The organism is Bradyrhizobium sp. DN3 (assembly GCF_041357655.1).
Taxonomy (GTDB): Bacteria; Pseudomonadota; Alphaproteobacteria; order Rhizobiales; family Xanthobacteraceae; genus Bradyrhizobium.
On the sequence record NZ_JAULLN010000006.1, the window covers coordinates 240,565 to 262,264 of the forward strand.

Genomic DNA, 21,700 nt, shown 5'->3' on the forward strand with positions numbered 1-21,700 from the left:
GGTCGGCTTCGCAGTTCCACGGTGAATCCCCGATCGATCGGGCACTCGAAAGATCAAGCAACGAGACCTCAATCAAAATCCTTGATTGAGGATTCCCGATTCCAATCCACAAGCGAGCTTGCCAGATCGTAGTCGAATTTGAACCCGCTTGCGATCAGATGCTTCGGCAGAATGTTCGTAGAAAACCACAACTTCTTGATCCGGTCACGATTGATGCCGGTCTTGATGCCGACAGCCTGCAGCACCTCGAATGGAAGCACGGCGAGATTCATTAGCCATACCGGAATCGTTATCGTCGGCTTGGGGTATTCGGCAGCTTGAGAGAAGGCGGAGCAAATCTCGCTGATGGTGTAACGGTGCTCATAGCAGAAGTTGTAAATCGACAGACTGTCGTTGCGAGACGCCATGAAGAGCATCGACGAGACCAGGTCCTTCACGTAGCCGCACGACTTGATGGTGTCGGTGCGGCCGGGATAGATGAAGGCCCGCCTTTCGAGAAGCCTCGACAATCGCGTGAAATTGCCTCGCTCGTAGCGCCCATAGATGACGGCGGGGCGCACGATGGTAAGCCGCCTGTCCGGGTCCTCCGACTGCCATAGACGATGGATTGCTTCGGCCGAGAGTTTGGAACGTCCATAAGCACTGACCGGGACTGGCGTCGCATCTTCGGTAAGTGGGGTTTCCGTCGGACCGTAGACCGATATCGAACTGGTAAAGATGACATTCCGGCTGCCAGTGTCTCTCGCAAATCGGCAGACGTGCACCGCACCTAGCACGTTTGTATAATAATAGTCGCCGTCCGGATGACCCGGGGTGACATGGACCGCAGCCAGGTTGAAGATGTCGGCAGGCACCCCGCCACCGAGCTTCGGGTCGATTGGCTCACGGACATCATGATGGACATACTCGACGCCTTCGACGCACGCCCTGGGCTTCCCGATATCCACTGAGACGATACGGTCGTAGCGGCCGGAAGCGAGCATTCGCGTCATCAGATGTGTACCGATGAAGCCTGCGCCTCCGAATACAATAGCCTGGGTGGGATGGGACATGTGCGCGAGGGTCAACGTGAGTGAAGGTGCTGAATCAACTGCGACGAAGTTCGGTCAAGGCTTGCTGACGATCGAGTACGCGCATTGAAGAACTGCACGCCCCGCCGTTGCAAGAGTTGTGCCCGCACAGACCAAGATCGCTTGACGCGCAGTACGCCCGCTCGCGACCGCGAGCGTTTTCGCTGCTGGATATCAATGAAGCGAGCAAATCGGGGCAGCAATTGGTTAGTCGTGCGTTTTTGATGCGGCGATAACAAGATCGTTACAGGCAGCGCGTGTGAACGCGGAAACATCAGTTCCATCTTGGCGATCCCGAATGCGGTGGCGTTGGTTCAAGCGGCAACGCGCACATTTCTTGTGAGCGTTCAACCAGGGGTGTTCGTCTGAATCAACGACTCAATAGAGCTCGCGATACTCAAATTGAAAGTTCGTTGATCCGGCCGCAATCCCCAGTAGTCTCTGCAGCTTCTGGTAGCCTGCGAGCGGAACGACAATGCAGTCGGAACTTCCCGCGTAGCAAACCCGAACCCTGATCGATTGACCGCAAATGTTTTGAACCAGCACAATCTGCTCGATGATCTTGGGATTGTTGGCTTGGGGGTGCGTCAACGGATTGACCGATATGCAAAGCTTTCCGTCCGCTGTCGTGTGATTTGGAGCGAAAGTACCTTCCATCGGTCGAATCGAACTCGAAGGCCGAGTGGAAATGCCGGAGCCGCCATACATCGGAGGAGATGTGCGACCGAAGCCGGAAATTTGAGCATCGGCCGTCGTTGCGAGGAGCGATGAAGCGATAGCTACACATATCGCCGCATAACCGTCTGAGCGCCTAGATCGGTTATCATGTATCTTCACTGCTCTGCACATCCATGATGGTTGGGGCCAGCTCTCGAAACGAAGCCGCGATTGTCGGCGGCAGGATAGATTTGCAGTTGCGGCAACAGAATGACAGGCAAAATGGTTCCCGGGATTGCAGGAGGAATCTTGCCTCTTCCTTGCGCTTGAAAACACGTGCTAGAGGCTGCACCTTCCTGGATTGGATGTCTGACGTCCGTCGACTGTGATGTTCTGTCGACGGTCATGCGACGTACTTACAACGCGAGTATTCTGGGCGGCGAATGTTGAAGGAGATACCAGGGCACGCTGTGTTGCCAGAAGTCGAACTGGCGACCCTGCCGCGCCTCTCGGTCGTCATTCCGAACCACAATTACGCAGCTTACGTGGGATCCGCGATCCGCAGCGCGCTGGACATACGATGGTCAAACGTCGAAGTGATCGTCGTCGATGACGGGTCGACGGACCATTCACTCGACGTCATCAACGAATTTGCAGACGAAGTCACAATCATCAGCCAGGCGAACGCCGGGCAGATGATGTCCTGTGTGAATGGCTTTCGCAGGTCGTCCGGCGATATCATCATATTTCTCGACTCGGACGACGCCTTGCGTCCTGATGTCATGACGGAGATCGTATCCGTCTGGTCCAAAGCCGCGAGCAAATATCAGTTTCAGATGCGCGTGATCGATGCCGACGGGCAGCCGACCGGAAATGTCCTGCCGCAGTACTTCTCCTGTCCGTCCTCGGAGGACGTCCGCAAGTGGATGGCAACCACCGGCGCTTATCCGACGCCGCCCGGGTCGGGAAATGCCTACCCGAAATGGTTTGTCGAGCGTGTCTTCGGCTTTGAGTCCGACTTCGTTGATCGGGCTCCGGACAGTTATCTTTTGGCGGCCGCTCCTGCATGTGGCGAGATCGTAACGATCACCAAGCCGTTGGCAGACTATCGCGTGCACGGCCTCAATCACGGGGCTTTCCTTCAACTCGACGATACCCGCTTTGCGAGAGAGATCGACCTCACGCGGAGGCGGTACAAGTTCTTTTCCGAGATCGCGCGCACGGAGAAGCTGCCGGTTGCGCCCGATGCACTCAAGCGCAATTTGATATTTCTTTGTTTGCGGATAGCGTCGTTCAAGCTGCGGCCGGACCTTCATCCAATCGCAGCGGATAGCTCGTTGAGCATCGCTGTCGATGCGCTTGGAGCGGCTGCGTCGCCGCAAGGTTTCTCAAGATCGCAGCGCATATCGCTGCTGGCCTGGATCTTCTGCATCCTGATCAGTCCGCAGTACTTCCGTCGTGCCCTGGTGAGTTTGCGCTACGTGCCCGCCCAGCGGCCGAAATGGTTGCGCGCTTTGCTCGGTCGATTCCGCATCATTCGATGATCAAGGCAGGGCTGGGACGCTTCGGTCAGACGGCAGCTTTGGGACGGATCGACCTCAGGCCGGCGCCTGGCGGCTGCGACCATACGCACAGCATTGCCATCATGATCAGGAATGGGGCCATGGCGAGGTTGCCGCCGCCGAGCTGATAGCAGGCCAGCATTGTCAATGCGAGCATCGAGTTGTCTTTCCTGAATATCGAGAGGATGAGATAGAACAGGAAAATCAGTAGCCCGATAATTCCGTAATCCGCGACGAGCTTGAGAACGGGATTTCCGCTGCCGCCAAAGTAGGCGGGCGACCGTTCCAGCCCGCCGGGCCCGGAGCCGATAAGCACTCTGTCGGTCTGAAAGAGATAGTCCCAGGTCTGTAGTTGTGCGACGTAGCGAGCATAGCCGCTCGACTTGGTTGAACTGAATTCATCAAGCCTACTAACGATGGGATCAAAAGGTTCCGGCGCAACGAGGTACGTTGTGCCGATCACCAAGGCAACGGCCGCCCCGATGGCGATAACCCGCAGTGATTTGAGCGGAGCAATCAGGGGATAGGCACCGAGGGACACGACGAGCACCAGGAGGCCCGATCCGGACCGAGTGAGCACGTACGAGATGGCGTACAACGGAAGATAGGCAAGTCGCCGCAAAATGAACACATCGACGATCACACCTATAGCGAGCAATTGGGATAGCGCTCCCGGCTCCATCGGGAAAAACCCGTTCGCGCGTCGATTCAAAGACCCATAAAATTCTACCGCATTTTGATTGTAGGCGGACTCGACGAGGACCGGATCGAGCGCCGGGATTGCATCCTTGAACGAGAAGATGCGTATTCCGCCGAATTGAAGAACGATCTGGACGATTGCCAGAACGGCGCACAGGCGAACATAGAACAGGAAGACGGGAAGGACCGCCTCGTTCGAGAATCTCGTCGAGGGTCCGAACAGGAAGATCGAATTCGTGACAAGAACCATCGCAAGTGATGCCGCACTGGTCTCGACACCGCGATCGGGAGATTCGGCTGCGGCGACCGCGCTGAAGAGAAACCAGACGACGACGAGTCCGAATGCGAGAGTCTGCGGCCCGCGAATGCTCACCAGACCAACCCACCATCCCCACGCGACGAGCGCGAAGAATCCGAACAGCGAAAAGAAGATCTGTCCGGTTCCGATGAGGAGTCCGAAGCGCTGCATGCAAATGCACAGAATGAAGGCGATATGCGCGAAAATGACGCTGTTGGTCTCGTCGCTTGACGCTACTGCAGCGCGCTTGTTAGACGAGGTTCTGGCTGGGAATGTGTCGAGGCTCACCATGTTAGGACTCGTCGATTACTGCTTCTTGGCGCCTCGGTTGGTGGGTACGTCTGAGCGCAGGGCAACGATCGCGGTCGATCTTGGTCTCGCTCGTGAGGCTGTTCACCCTCTATACTTGAGCCTGTAGTGACTTCCCACATGGAACACGACACGAGCGCAAGATTTAACCCTTACGTTCATGGTGCCAGAGGTTTGTTTTGCCTCATGGTATTCGTCTATCACGTCGTTCATTCCGGCCTCCCGACGTTCGATCTGTTTGCCAGGGGGCTGTTGGGAGAAGCGCTGCAGACCGGAAAATTCGGTGTCGAGTTCTTCTTCGGCATCAGTGGAATCGTAATTCTGCCAAGCCTGTATCGCGCATCCTCGGTCTTGACCTTTATTCTTGATCGCTATGCGAGGATTCTTCCTGTGCTCTGGGCGACCGTGATCGCGATCGCGATTTTTGGCCGGCTTTTAGGAAAGGGTCCAAGTCTGCTGCTGGTTGGTGCAAATCTATTGGCGCCGCCTCCATTTGTTGACATCATCCAGATCAATCCCGCCGCGTGGTCGCTCGGATACGAATTCCTGTTCTATGGAGTATGTGCCGTCGTTTTCCTGATCAGCGGCGTCAGTCGGCCGCTGGCGCTGGCATTAGCCGTCAGTTCGCTGATGTTGCTCGTGTACTATCCCCGCGCGCTCCTGATGATTGGTGGCGTGCTCATTGCGGAGAAGTACCTATCGTCGACCTTGTTGCATTCGCTGGCGAAGTACCCGGCGATCTTCTTCGTGCTGTTCCTGACTGTCTGGAGAGGCCTCGAGCTGGCCAGCGCAACAGACTACGTTGGCTTTGTCACGCCGGCATATTTGTCATTCCATGACTGGATCTCTGCTTTTCCATTTATTGTTCTTGGTGGCGTCTTCGGGACTATTTTCCTGCTTGGCATGTCCCGAGGAAACGGTCTGATCGGAAGAATGCTGCGTTGGCAGGTGATGCAGTGGCTTGGAACGATCAGCTTCAGTTTTTATCTCTGGCCGCCGATCGTCATGGCCGGGGTCAAGCTGATCATGTATCGGACGGGCATGGTCGATGCATTGGGGAGCGGATCGCAACTGTTTTTCCTCCTGGTTTCGCTTCCGCCGTCGCTTATCGTTGCAACGATCAGCCATCGCTTCCTTGAAGTGAAGGCGACGGGACAAATTCGAAAACGGCTCGACAGGGCCTCGGAAGCGAAACCGCCAGTCCGGCCGATCAATCAAGCACTCGACGGCACTCAAGGAGGGAACCTGATCGGGGAACAGTCAAATGTTCTTGATTGTTCGACAAGTCACCGCCCCAAAACGATCGCAAGTTGACTGTCTATTCGGGAAAATGCCGCAGCCGTGCGCTTGATTGTGCCGGCTTACGACGTGGCGCGTCACTATTGCCATCGTCTTTGCGCATTGGGCCGGCAGAGCGTTTCCCAGCCGGGCTAACAGCCGAACCGAAAGGATCTCGTTGATGATCGCAGCCGTGCGCAGGCAACTCCTTTGTGTCGCCTCGATAGTCGTTGCACTCGGATCCGCAGCGCCGGCCTGGTGCGCTGGCTGGGAGCTGGTTTTTTCGGACGAGTTCAACGGCGACAAGCTTGATCGAACCAAATGGGCTACCCGATACATTTACAACAACGAAACGATGGATCGTTTCAACGATGAAAAGCAGCACTACCGCGACAACCACGTGGTGTCCGAAGGTGCCCTGAATCTGACTGCAAAAAAGAATGAGGGGGCGGACACGTTCGATTCCGCGATGATCCGTAGCCATCAGACATTCTACTATGGCTACTATGAAGCGCGGGTCTTTCTTCCGAATGCGCGGGGATCGTGGCCGGCATTCTGGCTCGAAGCCGATTACGACATCGATGGAAAGTTCTGGCATCCGCCGGAGATCGACATTTTCGAGTACGTCATCAATGGCGCGGAAGACAAGCCGAACATGCTGCACTCGAATGCCATGAGTAAAGATAAGTGGACGCCGCAGTCCTACACGTATGTAGACAACTCGTTCGTGCTCAGGTTTCAGGACATGGTCGGCAAGGAGGATCTGAACAAGGACTGGCATATTGCCGGCTTCGTTTGGGCTCCTGACCGCATTTCGTTCTTCTGGGACGGCCGTCTCATCTACACGCGCATGTACCAGTGGCTCAGGAAGGACGGCCAACTGGGGCCGCCGGCGCACATTGATCTCAATTACGCCGTCGGCGGAGCAGCCTGGGCCGGCCGGCACGGGGTCGATGATGCGGCTTTCCCGCAGACGTTCAAGATCGACTACGTTCGCGTCTGCCAGTTCACGTCGTCCGAGCGGGGAAGCCGAAAATGCGGTCCGAGCGACGTGACACCGGATCCCAATGATTTTGGATACACGGCAGCGCTCAACGACATGCCCAAGCCGACATTCCTCAATGTTACGAATGTGGTAGCGGATAAGAAGCCGAATGCGGGGGTATTGTCACTGAGCACAACCGATCCGCTCAAGATCGAAATTCCCATCAAGATTCCGGAAGACTATCCGACAAATCGAACGCTTCATGCGTACGTCTTCGATGCAACAACCGGCGCCATGGTCGCATCGGCAAAGAAGCCGCTGCAACAGGTCTCTCGCAAGGAAGGGGAAGATGGCGTCAGCGTGATCGAATTCGCGCTGCCCGCCGTGCCGCGCGAAGGGAACTATCTGCTGGGCAGCAAACTGACGGCTGAAGTCGCGGGCGAGGTCGGCCCCAAAGAAGTCCCCGTTGCTTGCGACACCACGGTGATCCAACCAAAAAAAGCCAGATCTTGCCGTCTATTGTCGCTGCATGTGCGACGCTGATCGGAGGGGTGCATCCAGCGTGCGCACAACTCCGTGTGATCTGGATCAAGCCGAGTACCGCTGATTGCGATCGGTACGGCCGGTCTGAATTTTGCTTTGGCTGTGGCAGGTGGGCCGTCATGCGCGCTTGCCTGTCACGGTCAGTGTCTCTTGCAATGGTAGTCATCCATGAACTCAAAGGTTCGCGCCGTCAGGCAAATCCTCCGTGGTGCATTGCGCGGCAGCCCGAGCCGGCTTTGTGATCATCGCGCGTGGCGAAGTGAACATCCGCATACTTGGCTGACTGCCGTCGAGGAAGAGGTACTGGCGCGGAAGGCGCCGGTTCGATTCGGCAGCCGCGACGCAGGTTTCGGTGAAAGCGTTGACAACAGAATGCCAGAGCTGGGCATTCTCCGCCTGGACAAGGCCCGCATCCTCGGTCCCGACGGCTGGCTCGTGACGGAGGATGGATCGCTGCTCTACGAGAGCACCTGGTACGGATCGTCGTTCTCGCGCCATCCGCGATCAATTGCCTACGGCACGCCGCTGCCGCTAAGCGGCACCTGTCTCTCGCTGGCGAGTGATTTCGCCGGAGGAAACTATGGGCACTTCCTGCTCGATTGCCTGGGACGCTTGGCGTTATTTCAGAAAAGTGGCCTCTCGCTCGATGATGTCGATTATGTCTATTTGCCCAAGCCTGGGTCCGAAACGGCAGCCAAGCTCGTTCGCCGGCTTGGAATTCCGATGCACAAGTGCGTGTGGGCAGGCCAGGAGGATATCCAGGCCGATCTCGTGATCGGCACTTCGTTTCCAGGCTTGCGACGGAATTATGCGCCATGGCTTACGGAGTTCTTCCGCTTGCAGGTAGCCAAGTCGCCGCTTCGTCACGACAGGCGCGTATACGTTCCGCGCAAAGGACAAAGGAAGGTCGCCAACGAAGAAGAGCTGATGCCTGCACTGAAAAGGTTCGGCTTCCAGATCTACGACTTTGATGACGTTGAGGATGAAGCGGCGTTTTTCTCGGAATGCTCGATTGTCGTTGGCGCACATGGTGCGGGGCTGACCAACCTCGTATTCTGCTCGCCTGGAACGAAAGTCCTGGAGTTGATCCCGTCAGACCACGTGCATCCCTACTACTACACGATCGCAACGTCCGCCGGCGCGGACTATTCTTACATCGTGGGGGACAGCAAGGGAACGCGCCCGCAGGGAGCGTTTGGGCCCAGTCCATTCGATTTCGAGGTTGCGCCTGACATCTTCGAGCGCGCACTGGAAACCATCTGTCAATGAACGAGCATTGAAAATGGTCGCTATTGGTGCGCGTACGACGCTCCCTTTGTCGAAAAATTCAATCGCCATCGGAGCTGCTTGGATCGGCGTGAGCCGGCTGGTGGTTGCCAGTCTCGGCTTCTTGAACACGCTCATATTGGCGAGAATGCTCACGCCGGAAGATTTCGGCCTGGTTGCCGTCGCGACGGCCATCATTGCTGTTCTGACGTCGATGACTGAACTGTCCCTGGCATCGGCGCTCATTCACCACAAGGATCCAAGTGAAGATCAATTCCACGCCGCGTGGACGTTGAGCCTGGCTCGTGCTTGCTTGCTGGCACTCTTGCTGTCGTTGCTCGCCTATCCGGTGGCATTGTCCTACGGCGATGGCCGCTTGATTCCGATCCTGTTGGTCCTGAGCTGTTCGATCGTGATATCCGGCCTTCGAAATCCGATGCTTGCGATGATGCAGCGTCAACTCGTCTTCTGGCAGGAATTTGTGACGAGCAGCAGCCGGGCGCTCGCAACCATCCTCGTCTCCTCTGGGATCGCCATTTGCTTCAGGAGCTACTGGGCGCTTATCGCCGGAGCCGTCGTCGCCAACTTCATCGATGTCGTCGCCTCTTATCTGATCCAGCCGTTCCGGCCGAAATTCCGGATAAAGGGTAGCCGCTCCCTATTCTCGTTCTCTGTGTGGCTATCGCTCGGACAGGCCGTCAGCACGCTGAACTGGCGTTTCGACCAGATCATCATCGGATATTTTCTCGGGAAATCCGCCCTGGGTGGATATGTGCTTGGCAGCGACCTGGCCGCCACGCCGACAAGAGAAGCAACAAATCCGCTCGCCGGGACGCTGTTTCCCGCGTTCGTGAGGCTGAGGGACGACAAAGCCGCCCTTCAGCGAGCTTATCTGTCGGCGCAATCAATGCTGTGTGCGATCGCCTTTCCGGCGGGGTTCGGCTTCGCGTTGATCGCCGATCAATTCGTTCCGCTCGCACTGGGTGAAGCTTGGGCAGGCGCGACGATCGTGATCCAGCTCCTCGGTGGTGCAATTGCGTTGCACACGCTCAGCGCGACCGTCCAACCCCTTGGTCTGGCCCTTGGCCAGACGCGCAGGTTATTTCATCGCGACGTTGCGATCCTGATCGTGAGGCTGCCTTTCATTGTTGCGGGCTTGTGGATGGGAGGGTTAGTTGGCCTGCTGGTCGCCCGCGTGGCGGTTACCCTCGGCGGTGTCGTCTACAACATGGTCCTGGTCCGCGAATTGATCGACACTTCTGTCTCCCGGCAATTTCTCGTGAATCTAAGGACCGCTTTGTCCACCTGCACGATGATCATTGTCGGTCTTCTGACGAATTGGGCTTTCATCACATCTTTTGGCCATGAGTCTCACGTCTATGCTCGGTTGATCGCTGTTGTTCTCGTGAGCGCTCTTGCCTATGTCGGGTCACTCTTTGGATTCTGGCGAGCGACAGGCGCGCCGGCAGGGCCCGAGCGTGAGATCCTGCGAATCCTCGGCGCAATCGCCAACAGGTTTGGGAAAATGGGAAAAATCGTCGATGATAACCGAGCAGTCGGGTGAGCAATATGAATGAAAGGTCGAAGCGGCGCGTCGCGCTGATCACGGGCGTCACCGGTCAGGACGGTGCCTATCTCGCCGAGTATCTGGTCGGCCTGGGCTACATCGTCCACGGCATCAAGCGGCGCTCGTCCTCCTTCAACACCGCCCGTGTCGATCATCTTTATCAGGATCCGCATGCCGGCAATGTGCCGTTCCTGATGCATTACGGCGACATGACGGATTCGACAAACCTGATCCGCCTGATGCAGCAGATCCGGCCAACCGAGATCTACAATCTGGCCGCACAGAGCCATGTGGCGGTCAGTTTCGAGAGCCCGGAGTACACCGCGAACGCTGACGCGATCGGAACGCTGCGGCTATTGGAGGCGATTCGCATTCTTGGCATGGAGAAGGAGGCGCGGTTCTATCAGGCGTCCACTTCGGAGCTCTACGGCCTTGTGCAGGAAGTGCCGCAGAAGGAAACGACTCCCTTCTACCCGCGCTCCCCTTACGCGGTGGCGAAGCTCTATGCCTATTGGATCACGGTGAACTACCGCGAAGCCTACGGCATGTTTGCCTCGAACGGTATTCTCTTCAACCACGAGAGCCCGATCCGCGGCGAAACCTTCGTCACCCGCAAGATCACGCGTGCCGTTGCCCGCATCGAGACAGGCCTCGAAGAGACGCTGTATCTCGGAAATCTCGAAGCCAAGCGCGACTGGGGCCATGCCAGGGATTATGTCGAAGGCATGCACATGATCCTGCAGGCCGACCGGCCCGACGATTTCGTGCTGGCAACCGGAGAGACTCGCTCGGTGCGTGAGTTCGTGGAGCTCGCCTTCGCCGAAGTCGGCCGCAAAGTCGAATGGCGGGGCAAGGGCGTCGAGGAAACCGGTATCGACAAGAAGTCAGGCAGGATCATCGTGCGGATCGACCCGACCTATTTCCGTCCCACCGAGGTCGATCTCCTGATCGGCGATCCCAGCAAGGCGCGCGAGAAGCTCGGCTGGAAATCCAGGACCCCGTTCGCGCAACTGGTCAAGGAAATGGTGGCTTCCGATTTGCTCGAGGCCAGGCGAGAGGTTACCAATGCCAAGCACTCCATTTGAGCTGGCCGGTAAGACCGTCTTTGTCGCCGGACATCGCGGCATGGTTGGCTCCGCGTTAGTGCGGCGGCTCGCGGAGGAAAACGTCGAACTTCTGACAGTCTCGCGAAGCGAGGTCGACCTGCGTGACCAGGCCGCGGTCGATAAATGGTTTGCGGCAAGGCGTCCGCAGGCAGTGTTCCTTGCTGCCGCCAAGGTCGGCGGCATCGTCGCCAACAATACGCTGCGCGCCGAGTTCCTCTACGAAAATCTGGCGATCGCGACCAACGTCATCCACGCCGCGCATGTCAATCGATGCGAGAAGCTGATGTTCTTTGGCTCCTCCTGCATCTACCCCAAACTCGCAGTCCAGCCGATTCGCGAAGAGTCGATGCTGACTGGCCCGCTGGAGCCGACCAACGAACCCTACGCGATCGCCAAGATCGCGGGCATCAAGATGGTCGAGGCCTATCGCAGCCAGTACGGTTCAAACTTCATCAGTGTGATGCCGACCAACCTCTACGGTCGCGGCGACAATTATCATCCCGAATACAGCCACGTCGTCGCGGCGTTGATCCGCCGTTTCCATGAGGCCAAGACGTCGGGAGCGAAGAACGTCGTGGTGTGGGGCACCGGCACGCCGCGGCGCGAATTCCTCTTTGTCGACGATCTTGCGGACGCCTGCATCCATCTGATGAAGACCTATTCGAGCGGCGAGCTCGTCAACATCGGCACCGGCGTGGACATTGCGATCGCCGAATTCGCCCGCGTGGTCGCGGAGACCGTCGGCTATTCAGGCGAGATCAGCTTTGACACCTCGCGCCCCGACGGCACCCCGCGCAAATTGCTCGACGTCAACCGGTTGGCGAAACTGGGTTGGCGGGCCAAGACCCCGCTCGAGGATGGGCTCAAGCTGGCCTATCAGGCATATCTCGGCGAGAACCTGCAGGCGCGAGAGTAGGAAGCGCACTTCTGCCATTGCGAGCCAACGGTCACGCATCCGCGCGCCCGTTGTGCGCGGCTGGCGTGATTCGTCGGCGCGGCCACGGCGGCGATCACTCCGGAGCGAACCAGCATTTCGGCAGCACGACATCGTCCCTGTTTGCGACGTTTCTCCTGTCGAGGTCGTGAGGAAACTTTCTCGCAGGCGTCCGGCGAGCAGCGCGATCCTTGCGCAAGAACGAGAATTCCATGATCGGCGGTACCTTGAAGCCCCTGTACTCGATGGGTTTGAAGTAATTGTTCGGATGAATGTGTACGACGTCGAAGTGCTTGGTGATCTTCTTGAAAACAGCGCCGATCAGCTTGAGACCGATGGGATTGAGAATTCTGTCCATGGAATGGAACTCGATGATCATGATCCTGAAGCGCTTCAGGTCGTCGCAGCTCGTTTCGATGAGAACCTCGTACTCGCCGCCTTCAATGTCCATCTGGAGGATGAGATCGCCGGTCCGAGGGCCCTTTCTCGACATCCAGTTCTCTAAAGTCATGAACTTGGCGTTGTTTTCGTTTCCGAGGAACTTCTTTTCGAAATCGAGCAGGTCATTGTGGATCGCCGGTGCATCCACCGAGAAGTCAGCGAGGAAACACGGGATGCCACGTTCGGCAAGGCCGAGCTCGAAGTCAGAGACGTTGTAGACCCCCGGCGAAAAGCAACCGACGCAGCCATCGAGGTCGTCCGGAACCAAATAGCCGCCATCAGCCGATCCGCCCAGTCGAATCAATTTCTTGTCCGTCACGACAGGGAAAAGGTCCCGGAAGAATTCCCTGAGCTCCTGCTCCTTTGAGGTGCCGGATATCATAAAGTCGTTATCAAGCAGGCGGGCCTTTACGTAGTCTTTCAACAAACCGATCATGGTGACTCCGAGCTCGCTAACGCACTGGGTGCAGGCTTGCTGCAAGAAGCGGCATTCCCGCAGGCTCGCTGCCTATGTTCGTTGCGATCAACACATTTGCCTGCCTTAAGACTTCAATAGATTCGATTCTTGTCATGAATATGTGCGGTGTTGTCGCTAATCGGCAGCGTTGCCGAGACTTGCCTTTTGGCTGCTAAGCCGATCTATTCCGTGCTCTGGAACCCGGTCAGCTTCCGCATCGGCGAGGGGACACCGAGAGAGGCACGAGTGCGTGATAGAGGCAGAAGCCGGCTGAGCGCGAAAGATCGAATGACTGACGCGGGAAGCTCGCAGCGCAAACGTCCGGCGTTCTCGCTGACGGCAGGCAGATGCGTCATCGCTCAACCGCAGCGAGTACCTGGCGCAATGGCAGAAATGGATTAATCGAATGGGAAGTTTTGCCGATGCATCGAAAGCCGTTCGATGCTGTGATGCGACCGACGGGACCGAACTCAGGACGATGGCCGAAACTCCCATGAAGGACTCTCGTACACTGATTGCAGAAATGCAGGATGAGATTGAAAAGGTCATCGGGCCTCATCTGGAGGGTGTCGAGAATTTTGCGCTAGTGGACTTCCCCAACCACTCGAATGTGGGCGACAGCGCCATATGGTTGGGTGAAGAGACCTATCTGCAGAAGAAGCTAGGCCGAGCACCGTCGTACGTCTGCACCTATGACACCTGGTCAAAGGAAGAGTTTGAAAGAGCCGTTCCTGTCGGACCTATCCTTATCCATGGTGGCGGCAATTTCGGCGACCTGTGGCCTAGCCATCAGGAGTTTCGGCTCAGGCTTCTGTCGGAGTTTCCGGATCGCCAGATCATTCAATTGCCGCAAACCATACACTTCTCCTCGAAGGCAAGTCTCAAACGCGCCGCGGAGATCATCAACTCGCATAAGAAATTCCGGATTTTGGTCCGCGACGTGCAAAGTTTGAATATCGCGACAACGGAATTTACTGCGCCCGTCGATCTCTGTCCGGACATGGCATTCTGCCTGGGGGCGCAGAGCTCGCCAGCGGCAGTAACCAGGAAATTGTTGCTGCTGCTCCGAACCGATCACGAGAAGGTGGAGCAAAAGCGTTTTCCGACGCTCCCAAACTTTGCAGTTGTCGAGGACTGGCTCATCGAACAACGAGGCTTGGGAAAGTGGTTGTTTGTCAAGGCGCTGCTCGAGACGGCGCTCCTCTTGCTCAAGGGCATGACGCCGTCGGAGCTCGACGTGCGCATTCGGTGGTTTCACCTGCTGGCGTCGAACCGTGTAGCCCGTGGAATGAGGCAGGTTGGATCGTCGGCCTACGTGATCACGGACCGGCTTCACACGCATATCTTTTGCGTGTTGCTGAATGTGCCGCACTCGGTCCTTGACAACAATTATGGGAAGATCAGCACGTTCGTCGATGCGTGGAGCAAGCCATTCGAAAAGTTGAGCCGGCCACTGAGCACGAGTGTGGACGACGCCCTCGCAAATTTTCTGGATATCTGCCAGGGCAGTTCGGCCCCGACGGATCAAGGTTGAGGGTCGAGCATCATCCTCCGTACGGGCGGTTCGCCGGATCGTGCGCGTGGACGGTCAACGTTGTCGTCCTCTTTGTTGTCTGGCCCGCATTGTTTGCGCAGGAGATTGTCAGGCTGGTGACCCCTGGCGTCGTTGGAGCACCATTGATGAGTCCGGTGGAACGGTCAAAAGCGAGCCCCTGCGGCAGTCCTTTGACGGACAATATCTTCGGCATCATGACTCCGACATCGCACTCCCCATAGATATCGTGGCGGTAGCTGTCGCCTGCGGCGGATGAAAGGGGGCGCGTCGTCACGCGCGGACCGCGATTGATGGAGAATCGCAGTGGCTCCATCGTTGAGCCGTCAGGCTTGTAGCCATAAACGACGACATGAGACCGCCCGGCATTGCCCTTGGCAGTGGTGAAGTCCGCCTTGATCGTGCGCGATGTCGCATCGTACGAAATGCCTTCCGGGAATTGCGTAAACGTCGTCTGCTCCGTCATACCCGGTTCGGAGCTGTCATAGGGTACGACCTGGACGAATTCGGTAACGCTCGCATCACCCCAGAGGGCCTTGGCGCTCGGCAGCACAATCTTGCCGTTGCCGTCGTAATCGACATTGAGATCTGCGACCGAAACCAGCGGCTTCCAATGCTTGACGCCTGTCGTGCGCCAGCCGCGGATCCAGTCGACATCGAGATAGGCGCCGGTCGCCGAGCTGGCCCACGCTGCGGCGTCATACGCCTCGCCCGCGAACGTGTTATTGAATATGTGTGACGTCAGCAGCACAAATGAGGGCATATTCTTGGTATTGGAATCCACGCCGGCAAACTGGGATCGAAGGGCGCCATCGACGTAGAGTTGGGTGTTTCCGCCGTTTCGAAAAACAAAGCTGAAGACGTGGAACGCGCCGTCCATATAGTCGAATGGTCCGGCGCTGTTGTCGGTCGAGATCGCCCCCGAGGTATGGACGATATTGCTGAAGTGCATCCCTTGGGAGTTGCACTCAAGATCCCACTCGTTGCCGGTTGGATTAAGCACGGGTGCGACCGAATAGGTCCAGAACGCGGGATGAAAGCCGGCCGGATTTGTAAGCCTGGGGCTGAACCGGGCACGCATCTCGATGATGACGGCGTTGGCGGTCGGGTAGTATGCAAACGCCCCGGCGGTATGGATCATCGCGGAGAGGTGCGGCCGCACGCCTCCGTTGATGGACCGGTCGGTCGGCGTAAGGAATGCCTGCTCGCGCGTTGTTGCCTTGCGCGCTCCGAGGCGCAGCACCGAGCCGGAGATCGACATGTTGTCGAAGCCAACCGCGACACCGCGGTTGCGGTCCTTGTAGCCGGTGGTCAGCGGGTCGGCATCAAAAGCTGTCCCGAGCGACGTGGTATTGCCGCGGATGCCTGGATGATAGGCGCCAGTCGGGAAGAACTTGCCGCGAGGGTTTGCCGGACCCACGATATCGAGAGTGTTGAATTCATCACCCCAGGACAGCGTATAGCCGGCATACAACCCACTGCCGTTCTGGCCGACGACGGCGCCGCCGACGACCTGGCTGCGTTCCTTAAACAGCGGGATGAATTGCAGGCGCTGTCGCAAACCATCGTTGCTCAGGCCAAGATAAAGTACTGAGCCACCGACAACCAATGATGCGACGAACAATGCTGCCATGGTGCTGGTGAATCGATGCTTTGATGGCATCCGCGCCTCTTTGCTTGAGACCATCGCGACTTTCGCGATGTACATGTTTCACTCGTCTGTGAGGAACCGTTGGTTCGATCCAAGGCATCCGAATGCGACCGCTTTAGGTATAGCCGCAGATTTCGCCGTGCTTTACGAAACAAGAATGTGAAATGGCCACCAGCATGGCAGCCGCCGGGCGCCGCGTCCTTGTCAGCACAGACCGGTTCGCGGTAATCGTTTGGAGATCACGTGCAATACGGTTCCCAATCAACGCGTCGGACTGATCAATCGATGGGCAGCAATCTCAGAATTGTGGCGATTAGTTTGGCCGGTTCCATGCGTCGCGAGCGCGCGAGTGCAAATCTGGAGTCGCTTGAGATTCCATGGACCTTCTTTGATGCCTTGCGCGTGCCCGCCAAGGGGCTCCCGCAATATGATGAGGCGGCGGCCATCCGCTTTTGGGGCAGGGGCCTTTCACGTGCCGAGATCGGCTGCGCAGCTAGTCATATGAGCATCATGGCGCAAGTGGCAGCGTCAGACGCCGACGATTCATGGACACTTGTGGTCGAAGACGACGTCATTCTCGATGCCGGGTTCAGCTTTCGATCGCTTCCGGACATCTGCAAGGCGGCCGAGATCGGCTATCTCCGGCTGTATGGGCGACACATGGCGCCGTGCACGCACGTGGCCTGGCTGGATCAGCGGGAATTGGTGCGGTTTGAGCGTGCGCCAATGGGAACGCAGGCTTATCTAATCTCCGGCCATGCCGCGCGTCGATTCATCGACAGCGTGACAACGATTCATCGGCCGATCGACTGGGAGATGGACCGCTTCTGGGCAAATGGCCTCCACAATTATGCCTTGTTTCCTTTTCCGTGCCTTGAGGTGACGCTGACGTCTTCGATTGCAAAGGCGGCGGAGTCGGTCCGCGAGCCTACTGCGTTTGACAGAGCGGCTCGGTTTGCGTGGAAATCAAAGGAATATGTTCTGCGCCTGTCGGAAAATATCCGCCTTCGCCAGTCCGACAGGCGGATTCGCGCCCGCCTCGCCGCCGCAACCAGTCTTTCCGGGCCAATGCCGGAGACAATTCGTTACGATCGAAAGCGTGTGATCGACGCCTGGAGGGCGTAGGACGAGATCTGACGAGGCGGGTTGCCTTTGCGGCGTTGCCCACTCAGGCGGGCTTGCGCCGGATGGCACTTCCGAACCTGATCAGCGGCCTCAAGAGTTCTGCCCTGTTGAAGCGGAGCATGATCAGCTGGTACGCAAGCCAGGAAGGGCTCAAGAACAGCCCTGTGAACCAGACGATATGAGAGGCGGCGGCGCGCCAATGTGTTGTCGTGGTCAGCGCAAGCCATATCCCACGGCGCAGAAGTGAACTCGATGTGTCCGCGTCCTGCCGAACGTAGCGCAATCCCAGTTTACGCGACGCGAGGCGATAGTTGACAAAGACGATCTCGTTATCGATCGGCCGTGCCGCTTGCACGTGCATGGACTTCTTGTCGCAATGCGCCTTCAGGATATCGAACTCTGCGACACGGAACCCGATCTGCCTAGGAAAATCCGGAAACCGCTGCGCCCGGCCCTTCGCGTCATTTCGGCTGATATTTCTGCCATGGAGCCGATATTGCCCCAGGGTTTCCTGCACCGTGACCACGTCTCCGTAAAGAGGCGCGATCGTGTTGAGGGCGCCGTCGTATCCCACGGGCGGATTGAGCGGGATGACCTGTCGAAGAAACTCTCGGGAGTACGCATTTCCCGACATGACTGGCCAGATGTACGTTCCCGACCGGGTAAATTCTGCGTGCACATCGTCTGGCGCGTAGGATTTAGGAAACGCACAAAACGAGCGCCCAAGTCGCCTGCCGGCGCCATCGATGATGTCCAGATTGAACTGAACTTTCGAAACACCTTCACGCCAGTGCGCCGCGACGTTTTCGACCGCCGTCGGCATCAGGATGTCATCCGCATCGAGGAACAGCAGTACATCGCCTGTCGCTGCGCGATACCCAACTTCGAATGCTGCGATGTTGCCCTGATTTGCCTGAAATATGGCTCGAATCCTGTCACCATAGCCGGCGATGATCTGGCGGGAACCGTCGATCGATCCGTCGTCGACGACGACGATTTCGTCCGCCGGACGGGTCTGATTCAACGCGCTGTCGATTGCCAATCCGACATACCGTTCGTAATTGTAGACAGTTATGACGATGCTGATCTTCAACGCGTGTCGCTCACAATTTGCAGGTGACAGAAGAGGCTATCAATCCATGCCTTGATGAGCCAGAAGTAATTTCACGGTCCGCAAAGCATGGTTGGTGAGGCAATCGCATGAAAATCGCTCTGATCGATCCGTCGCTGTTTACTTGGCCATATGATCTTAAATTAGCCAAAGGATTGACCGATATTGGGCATGCAGCCAGCATTGTCGGGCGCCAGCTCGGGCGGAAGCCTTCCGTTGATGAAGACCTGTTTCTCGACAGGCATTTTTATCCGGGATTGCAGTCGCGCTTTTTCAAGAAACTTCCACGCAACGTGCAGCTGGGGCTGAAGGGCCTCAGTCACGCTGAATCAATGACACGGCTGATCAGGCGGTTCAGGAGGACGCCGCCTGACGTGATCCATTTCCAATGGGCACCGCTGGCGATCGTCGACAGCCAGTTCATTCCCAAGTTCAGGAGGGTCGCGCCAACGGTTCTGACCGTTCATGACTCGAATCCGTTCAATAACAATCCGAGCTCGCGGATACAGCGAATTGGCGCGTTCAGCATTCTGCATTGCTTCGATCATCTTATCGTTCATACGACCGTTGCACGCGATCGCCTGCTACGCGTTGGTATCCCGGACGAAAAGATATCCGTTATCGCGCACGGATTGCTGACGGATCATATCACCCGACCGGCCGACGAGCCCTCGGCCGGGAACGGGCGCGTTCAAATACTCCTGTTCGGCAAGATAAAGCCCTACAAGGGCGTCGACGTCATGCTTCGCGCGCTTGCGCTGCTTCCCCGAGAGGTCAGGGCGCATTGCGTGGTGAAGGTCGTGGGCTGGCCGGAAATGGCGATGGAGCCGCTGTTTGCGATGGTGAAGGATCTGCAGCTCGAAGACCATGTCGAATTCGACCTGCGTTTCGTTCCGGAAGATGAAGTTACCTCACTGGTCGCGCGCGCTGACATCCTGGCTTTTCCGTACCGGGATATCGACGCATCGGGTGTGCTGATGCTGGCGATCGCGGCGGGACGTCCGATCGTCGCTTCGAACCTTGGAACGTTTTCGGAATGGCTGAGCGATCGGGCAGAGGGGACGCTCGTTCCTCCAGGTGATCCCGCCGCGTTGTCCCGGACGCTTGAGCGCTTGATCAGCGACCCTGATTATCGAAACCGCAAGAGTCAAGGAATGTTGGATCTGCGAGACTCGGTGCCGACGTGGACCTCGATTGCACGCCTGACCGAGGCGGCCTATGTGAAGGCAGGCCGGCGTGTGGGCGCGCCGGCCAGTGCCCAGGTTCTGCAGGGTTCAGGAAACTGAAGGGGTCATCTGCCAGGTGGCCTGGCGGATCGACAGGATGCCCCAGAAAAAGCCAAGTGCCCACGCGAAGTGCATCACGACAGCGGCCGGCAGTGCAAGCAGCCCGCAAATAGAGCGATGTTTTACTGCAATCATCATTGCAGTCAGCGCCAGTATCGCCAGATAGGCTGCCGGCAATGTCAACAGCAGCGGCGCCGCCGGCGACAGCACGATGGCGCCAATCGTCAATGCAACATGCGTGGGCACCACGAATTGACGCAGTCGCAACGATCCGGGATGCCGTCTCACGGTTCTCGATCGACCGCGACCGTAGTTGAAGTACTGCTTTGCCAGGCTCAGAAAGCTCGACCGCGGTCGATATGAAAGGCGGATGTTCGAATCCAGAAATATCCGGCCGCCGATTGCACGCAGCCTGCAGTCAAACTCTGCATCTTCATTATGAGCGAAGGATTCGTCGTAACCACCAGCCCTGCGGAACGCGTCGATGGTCATCGCCGCATGATGCCCGTGATCGACAAAGCCGCTTTGCTTTCCGCCGCGATGTGCCGATCCGCCCGAACCGACCTTGGTGTCCGAGACCCAGGCGACGGCCTTCTGCAGGCAACCCTCGCCATGCGAGTCCATGGGGACCACGACCGAGTCGGCCTTACGCTCGTCCAGAGTCTCGAGGAGGCTCGAAACATAATCCGCTGGATATCCGCAATGGGCGTCACACCGCACTAGGACCTGCGCCGCAGCACCATAGACCTGTACGGCTAGATTGACCCCGGCACTCTGCAGCCGCTGCGGATTGCGCAACAGATGGACGCCGCCAATGTCTTTGGCGAGCTGGCGGACAATGTCGGGCGTCCCATCGGTGCTGCCGCCATCTGCAACCACTATTGTGCGACCTGCGTGAAGGCTGTCCCGGGCCAGGTTGCGGACAACCGTCTCGATCTGGGGGGCCTCGTTCAGTACCGGTATGACAATCAGGACTTCTTTGGACACGATTTAGCTGCCGCTTGCGGTTGTTTGCTTAATCCGTTGGCAGGCGCGGGAATGGTCGTTGATGCACGCCAAAGGACGAACCGACGGTCCGTCAAAAGAATGGCCAACTCGTGACTGCTTCTTTTAATGCATCGGTTGCAAGTGGGCTTACCGATGGCGCCTTAAAATGGGCGATCTATTCTGCGTGAATCGTGAATAGTGCGTGCCCCGATCGCTCGAAGATCGGAAGCGAACCGGACTGGGAGCGATATGTGAGAGCTGCTGTTGTTGTTGCCGTCGCTTTGTTGCTCGCGGTCTGTCATCCTGCATCGGCCGATCCGATGACGTTGGATTTTTCATGGCGCGGGGCGCACGGCTGTGTCACGCTGTTCCCAAATCCGGAGATACGTCTGCGCAACATTCCCGCCGGTGCCACTTCGATGACGCTCACACTTGCGGAAGGTGCTCGCGAAATGGGAGGCCAGAACGTTCCGGTTCCTGGTAATGGCGTTGTGCCGTCTGGGACGATCCGGACATTTGGTCCTTGCAAGCCGGGTCTGTATGAATGGACCGCCCTCGTGAAATCATCGACGGGACAGGTTCTATCGGAAGCGCATCAGGCGCGATTCTATCCCTCGGACCAGACCGCAGCGAAGCAATAAAGTTTCGGGCCTTTGTGGCAGCTCCACGCGTCTGCATGCCGCCGATTGATCGTACCCACGTGTTGCGACTCTATTCGGCCAACGAGGTGTCATACGGGTTGAATACTATCGGATGCAAAATGCGGTTCCCTAATCGGAACCCAGCGTGTTCGGCGCCCGCCCAGGGAACGACGGG

General features: G+C 57.6%; 18 protein-coding genes. 11 read left to right on the plus strand and 7 right to left on the minus strand.

What is annotated here, in order from left to right; genetic code table 11:
* Nucleotides 1-68: 68 nt before the first annotated feature.
* Both AAE027_RS11855 and AAE027_RS11860 read right to left on the minus strand, forming a co-directional pair.
* Entirely contained in the window at nt 69-1,052 is a 984-nt protein-coding gene (locus AAE027_RS11855; protein ID WP_370988188.1) for an NAD-dependent epimerase/dehydratase family protein, read from the minus strand.
* 396 nt (nt 1,053-1,448) lie between these two features.
* A complete protein-coding gene (locus AAE027_RS11860) occupies nt 1,449-1,727 on the minus strand; it encodes a hypothetical protein (protein WP_128935719.1) in 279 nt (92 codons plus the stop codon).
* Nucleotides 1,728-2,200: 473 nt separating this feature from the next.
* Between AAE027_RS11860 and AAE027_RS11865 the strand changes: the two genes are divergently transcribed.
* Nucleotides 2,201-3,271: a glycosyltransferase family 2 protein gene (locus AAE027_RS11865; protein ID WP_370988190.1), complete on the plus strand. Its 1,071-nt coding sequence runs from the start codon at nt 2,201-2,203 to the stop codon at nt 3,269-3,271.
* A 25-nt stretch (nt 3,272-3,296) separates the two neighbouring features.
* Here AAE027_RS11865 and AAE027_RS11870 read toward each other — a convergent pair whose 3' ends face one another.
* Nucleotides 3,297-4,577 carry a hypothetical protein gene (locus AAE027_RS11870; protein WP_370988192.1) on the minus strand — a complete coding sequence of 427 codons (1,281 nt, stop codon included), beginning with the start codon at nt 4,575-4,577 and terminating at the stop codon, nt 3,297-3,299.
* A 138-nt stretch (nt 4,578-4,715) separates the two neighbouring features.
* Between AAE027_RS11870 and AAE027_RS11875 the strand changes: the two genes are divergently transcribed.
* The 6 genes from AAE027_RS11875 to fcl all read left to right on the plus strand — a co-directional run bounded on the left by AAE027_RS11875 (nt 4,716) and on the right by fcl (nt 12,256).
* Nucleotides 4,716-5,909: an acyltransferase family protein gene (locus AAE027_RS11875; RefSeq protein WP_370988193.1), complete on the plus strand. Its 1,194-nt coding sequence runs from the start codon at nt 4,716-4,718 to the stop codon at nt 5,907-5,909.
* 145 nt (nt 5,910-6,054) lie between these two features.
* Entirely contained in the window at nt 6,055-7,401 is a 1,347-nt protein-coding gene (locus AAE027_RS11880) for a glycoside hydrolase family 16 protein (protein ID WP_370988194.1), read from the plus strand.
* Nucleotides 7,402-7,569: 168 nt separating this feature from the next.
* Entirely contained in the window at nt 7,570-8,670 is a 1,101-nt protein-coding gene (locus AAE027_RS11885; protein WP_370988196.1) for a glycosyltransferase family 61 protein, read from the plus strand.
* Between the two features lie 13 nt (nt 8,671-8,683).
* Nucleotides 8,684-10,231 carry a lipopolysaccharide biosynthesis protein gene (locus AAE027_RS11890; protein ID WP_091894123.1) on the plus strand — a complete coding sequence of 516 codons (1,548 nt, stop codon included), beginning with the start codon at nt 8,684-8,686 and terminating at the stop codon, nt 10,229-10,231.
* Nucleotides 10,232-10,236: 5 nt separating this feature from the next.
* Nucleotides 10,237-11,319, plus strand: coding sequence for a GDP-mannose 4,6-dehydratase (gene gmd / locus AAE027_RS11895; protein ID WP_370988197.1), 1,083 nt, complete (start codon nt 10,237-10,239; stop codon nt 11,317-11,319).
* Nucleotides 11,300-12,256, plus strand: coding sequence for a GDP-L-fucose synthase (gene fcl / locus AAE027_RS11900; RefSeq protein ID WP_130211918.1), 957 nt, complete (start codon nt 11,300-11,302; stop codon nt 12,254-12,256). Before gmd ends, fcl begins: the two co-directional genes overlap by 20 nt.
* A gap of 94 nt (nt 12,257-12,350) precedes the next feature.
* Here the strand turns inward: fcl and AAE027_RS11905 are convergent, their stop codons facing one another.
* Nucleotides 12,351-13,151 (minus strand): FkbM family methyltransferase, encoded by an 801-nt coding sequence (locus tag AAE027_RS11905; RefSeq protein ID WP_370988199.1) that lies wholly within the window; start codon nt 13,149-13,151, stop codon nt 12,351-12,353.
* 427 nt (nt 13,152-13,578) lie between these two features.
* Here AAE027_RS11905 and AAE027_RS11910 point away from each other — a divergent pair, with 427 nt between their 5' ends.
* Nucleotides 13,579-14,706 (plus strand): polysaccharide pyruvyl transferase family protein, encoded by a 1,128-nt coding sequence (locus AAE027_RS11910; protein ID WP_370988200.1) that lies wholly within the window; start codon nt 13,579-13,581, stop codon nt 14,704-14,706.
* A gap of 10 nt (nt 14,707-14,716) precedes the next feature.
* Here AAE027_RS11910 and AAE027_RS11915 read toward each other — a convergent pair whose 3' ends face one another.
* Entirely contained in the window at nt 14,717-16,432 is a 1,716-nt protein-coding gene (locus tag AAE027_RS11915; RefSeq protein WP_370988201.1) for a putative Ig domain-containing protein, read from the minus strand.
* A gap of 228 nt (nt 16,433-16,660) precedes the next feature.
* Between AAE027_RS11915 and AAE027_RS11920 the strand changes: the two genes are divergently transcribed.
* Nucleotides 16,661-17,500: a glycosyltransferase family 25 protein gene (locus AAE027_RS11920; protein WP_370988202.1), complete on the plus strand. Its 840-nt coding sequence runs from the start codon at nt 16,661-16,663 to the stop codon at nt 17,498-17,500.
* A 43-nt stretch (nt 17,501-17,543) separates the two neighbouring features.
* Here the strand turns inward: AAE027_RS11920 and AAE027_RS11925 are convergent, their stop codons facing one another.
* Nucleotides 17,544-18,593, minus strand: a complete 1,050-nt coding sequence (locus AAE027_RS11925; protein WP_370988203.1) for a glycosyltransferase family 2 protein — start codon at nt 18,591-18,593, stop codon at nt 17,544-17,546.
* Nucleotides 18,594-18,700: 107 nt separating this feature from the next.
* On the opposite strand from AAE027_RS11925, the gene AAE027_RS11930 reads away from it, so the two are divergent.
* Entirely contained in the window at nt 18,701-19,897 is a 1,197-nt protein-coding gene (locus AAE027_RS11930; protein WP_370988204.1) for a glycosyltransferase, read from the plus strand.
* Here the strand turns inward: AAE027_RS11930 and AAE027_RS11935 are convergent.
* The gene (locus tag AAE027_RS11935) at nt 19,886-20,884 is read right to left on the minus strand and encodes a glycosyltransferase family 2 protein (protein ID WP_370988205.1); all 999 of its coding nucleotides are present in this window, start codon (nt 20,882-20,884) and stop codon (nt 19,886-19,888) included. The genes AAE027_RS11930 and AAE027_RS11935 overlap by 12 nt on opposite strands.
* Before the next feature lie 251 nt (nt 20,885-21,135).
* Here AAE027_RS11935 and AAE027_RS11940 point away from each other — a divergent pair, with 251 nt between their 5' ends.
* The gene (locus AAE027_RS11940; RefSeq protein WP_143035545.1) at nt 21,136-21,525 is read left to right on the plus strand and encodes a hypothetical protein; all 390 of its coding nucleotides are present in this window, start codon (nt 21,136-21,138) and stop codon (nt 21,523-21,525) included.
* Nucleotides 21,526-21,700 lie beyond the last annotated feature (175 nt).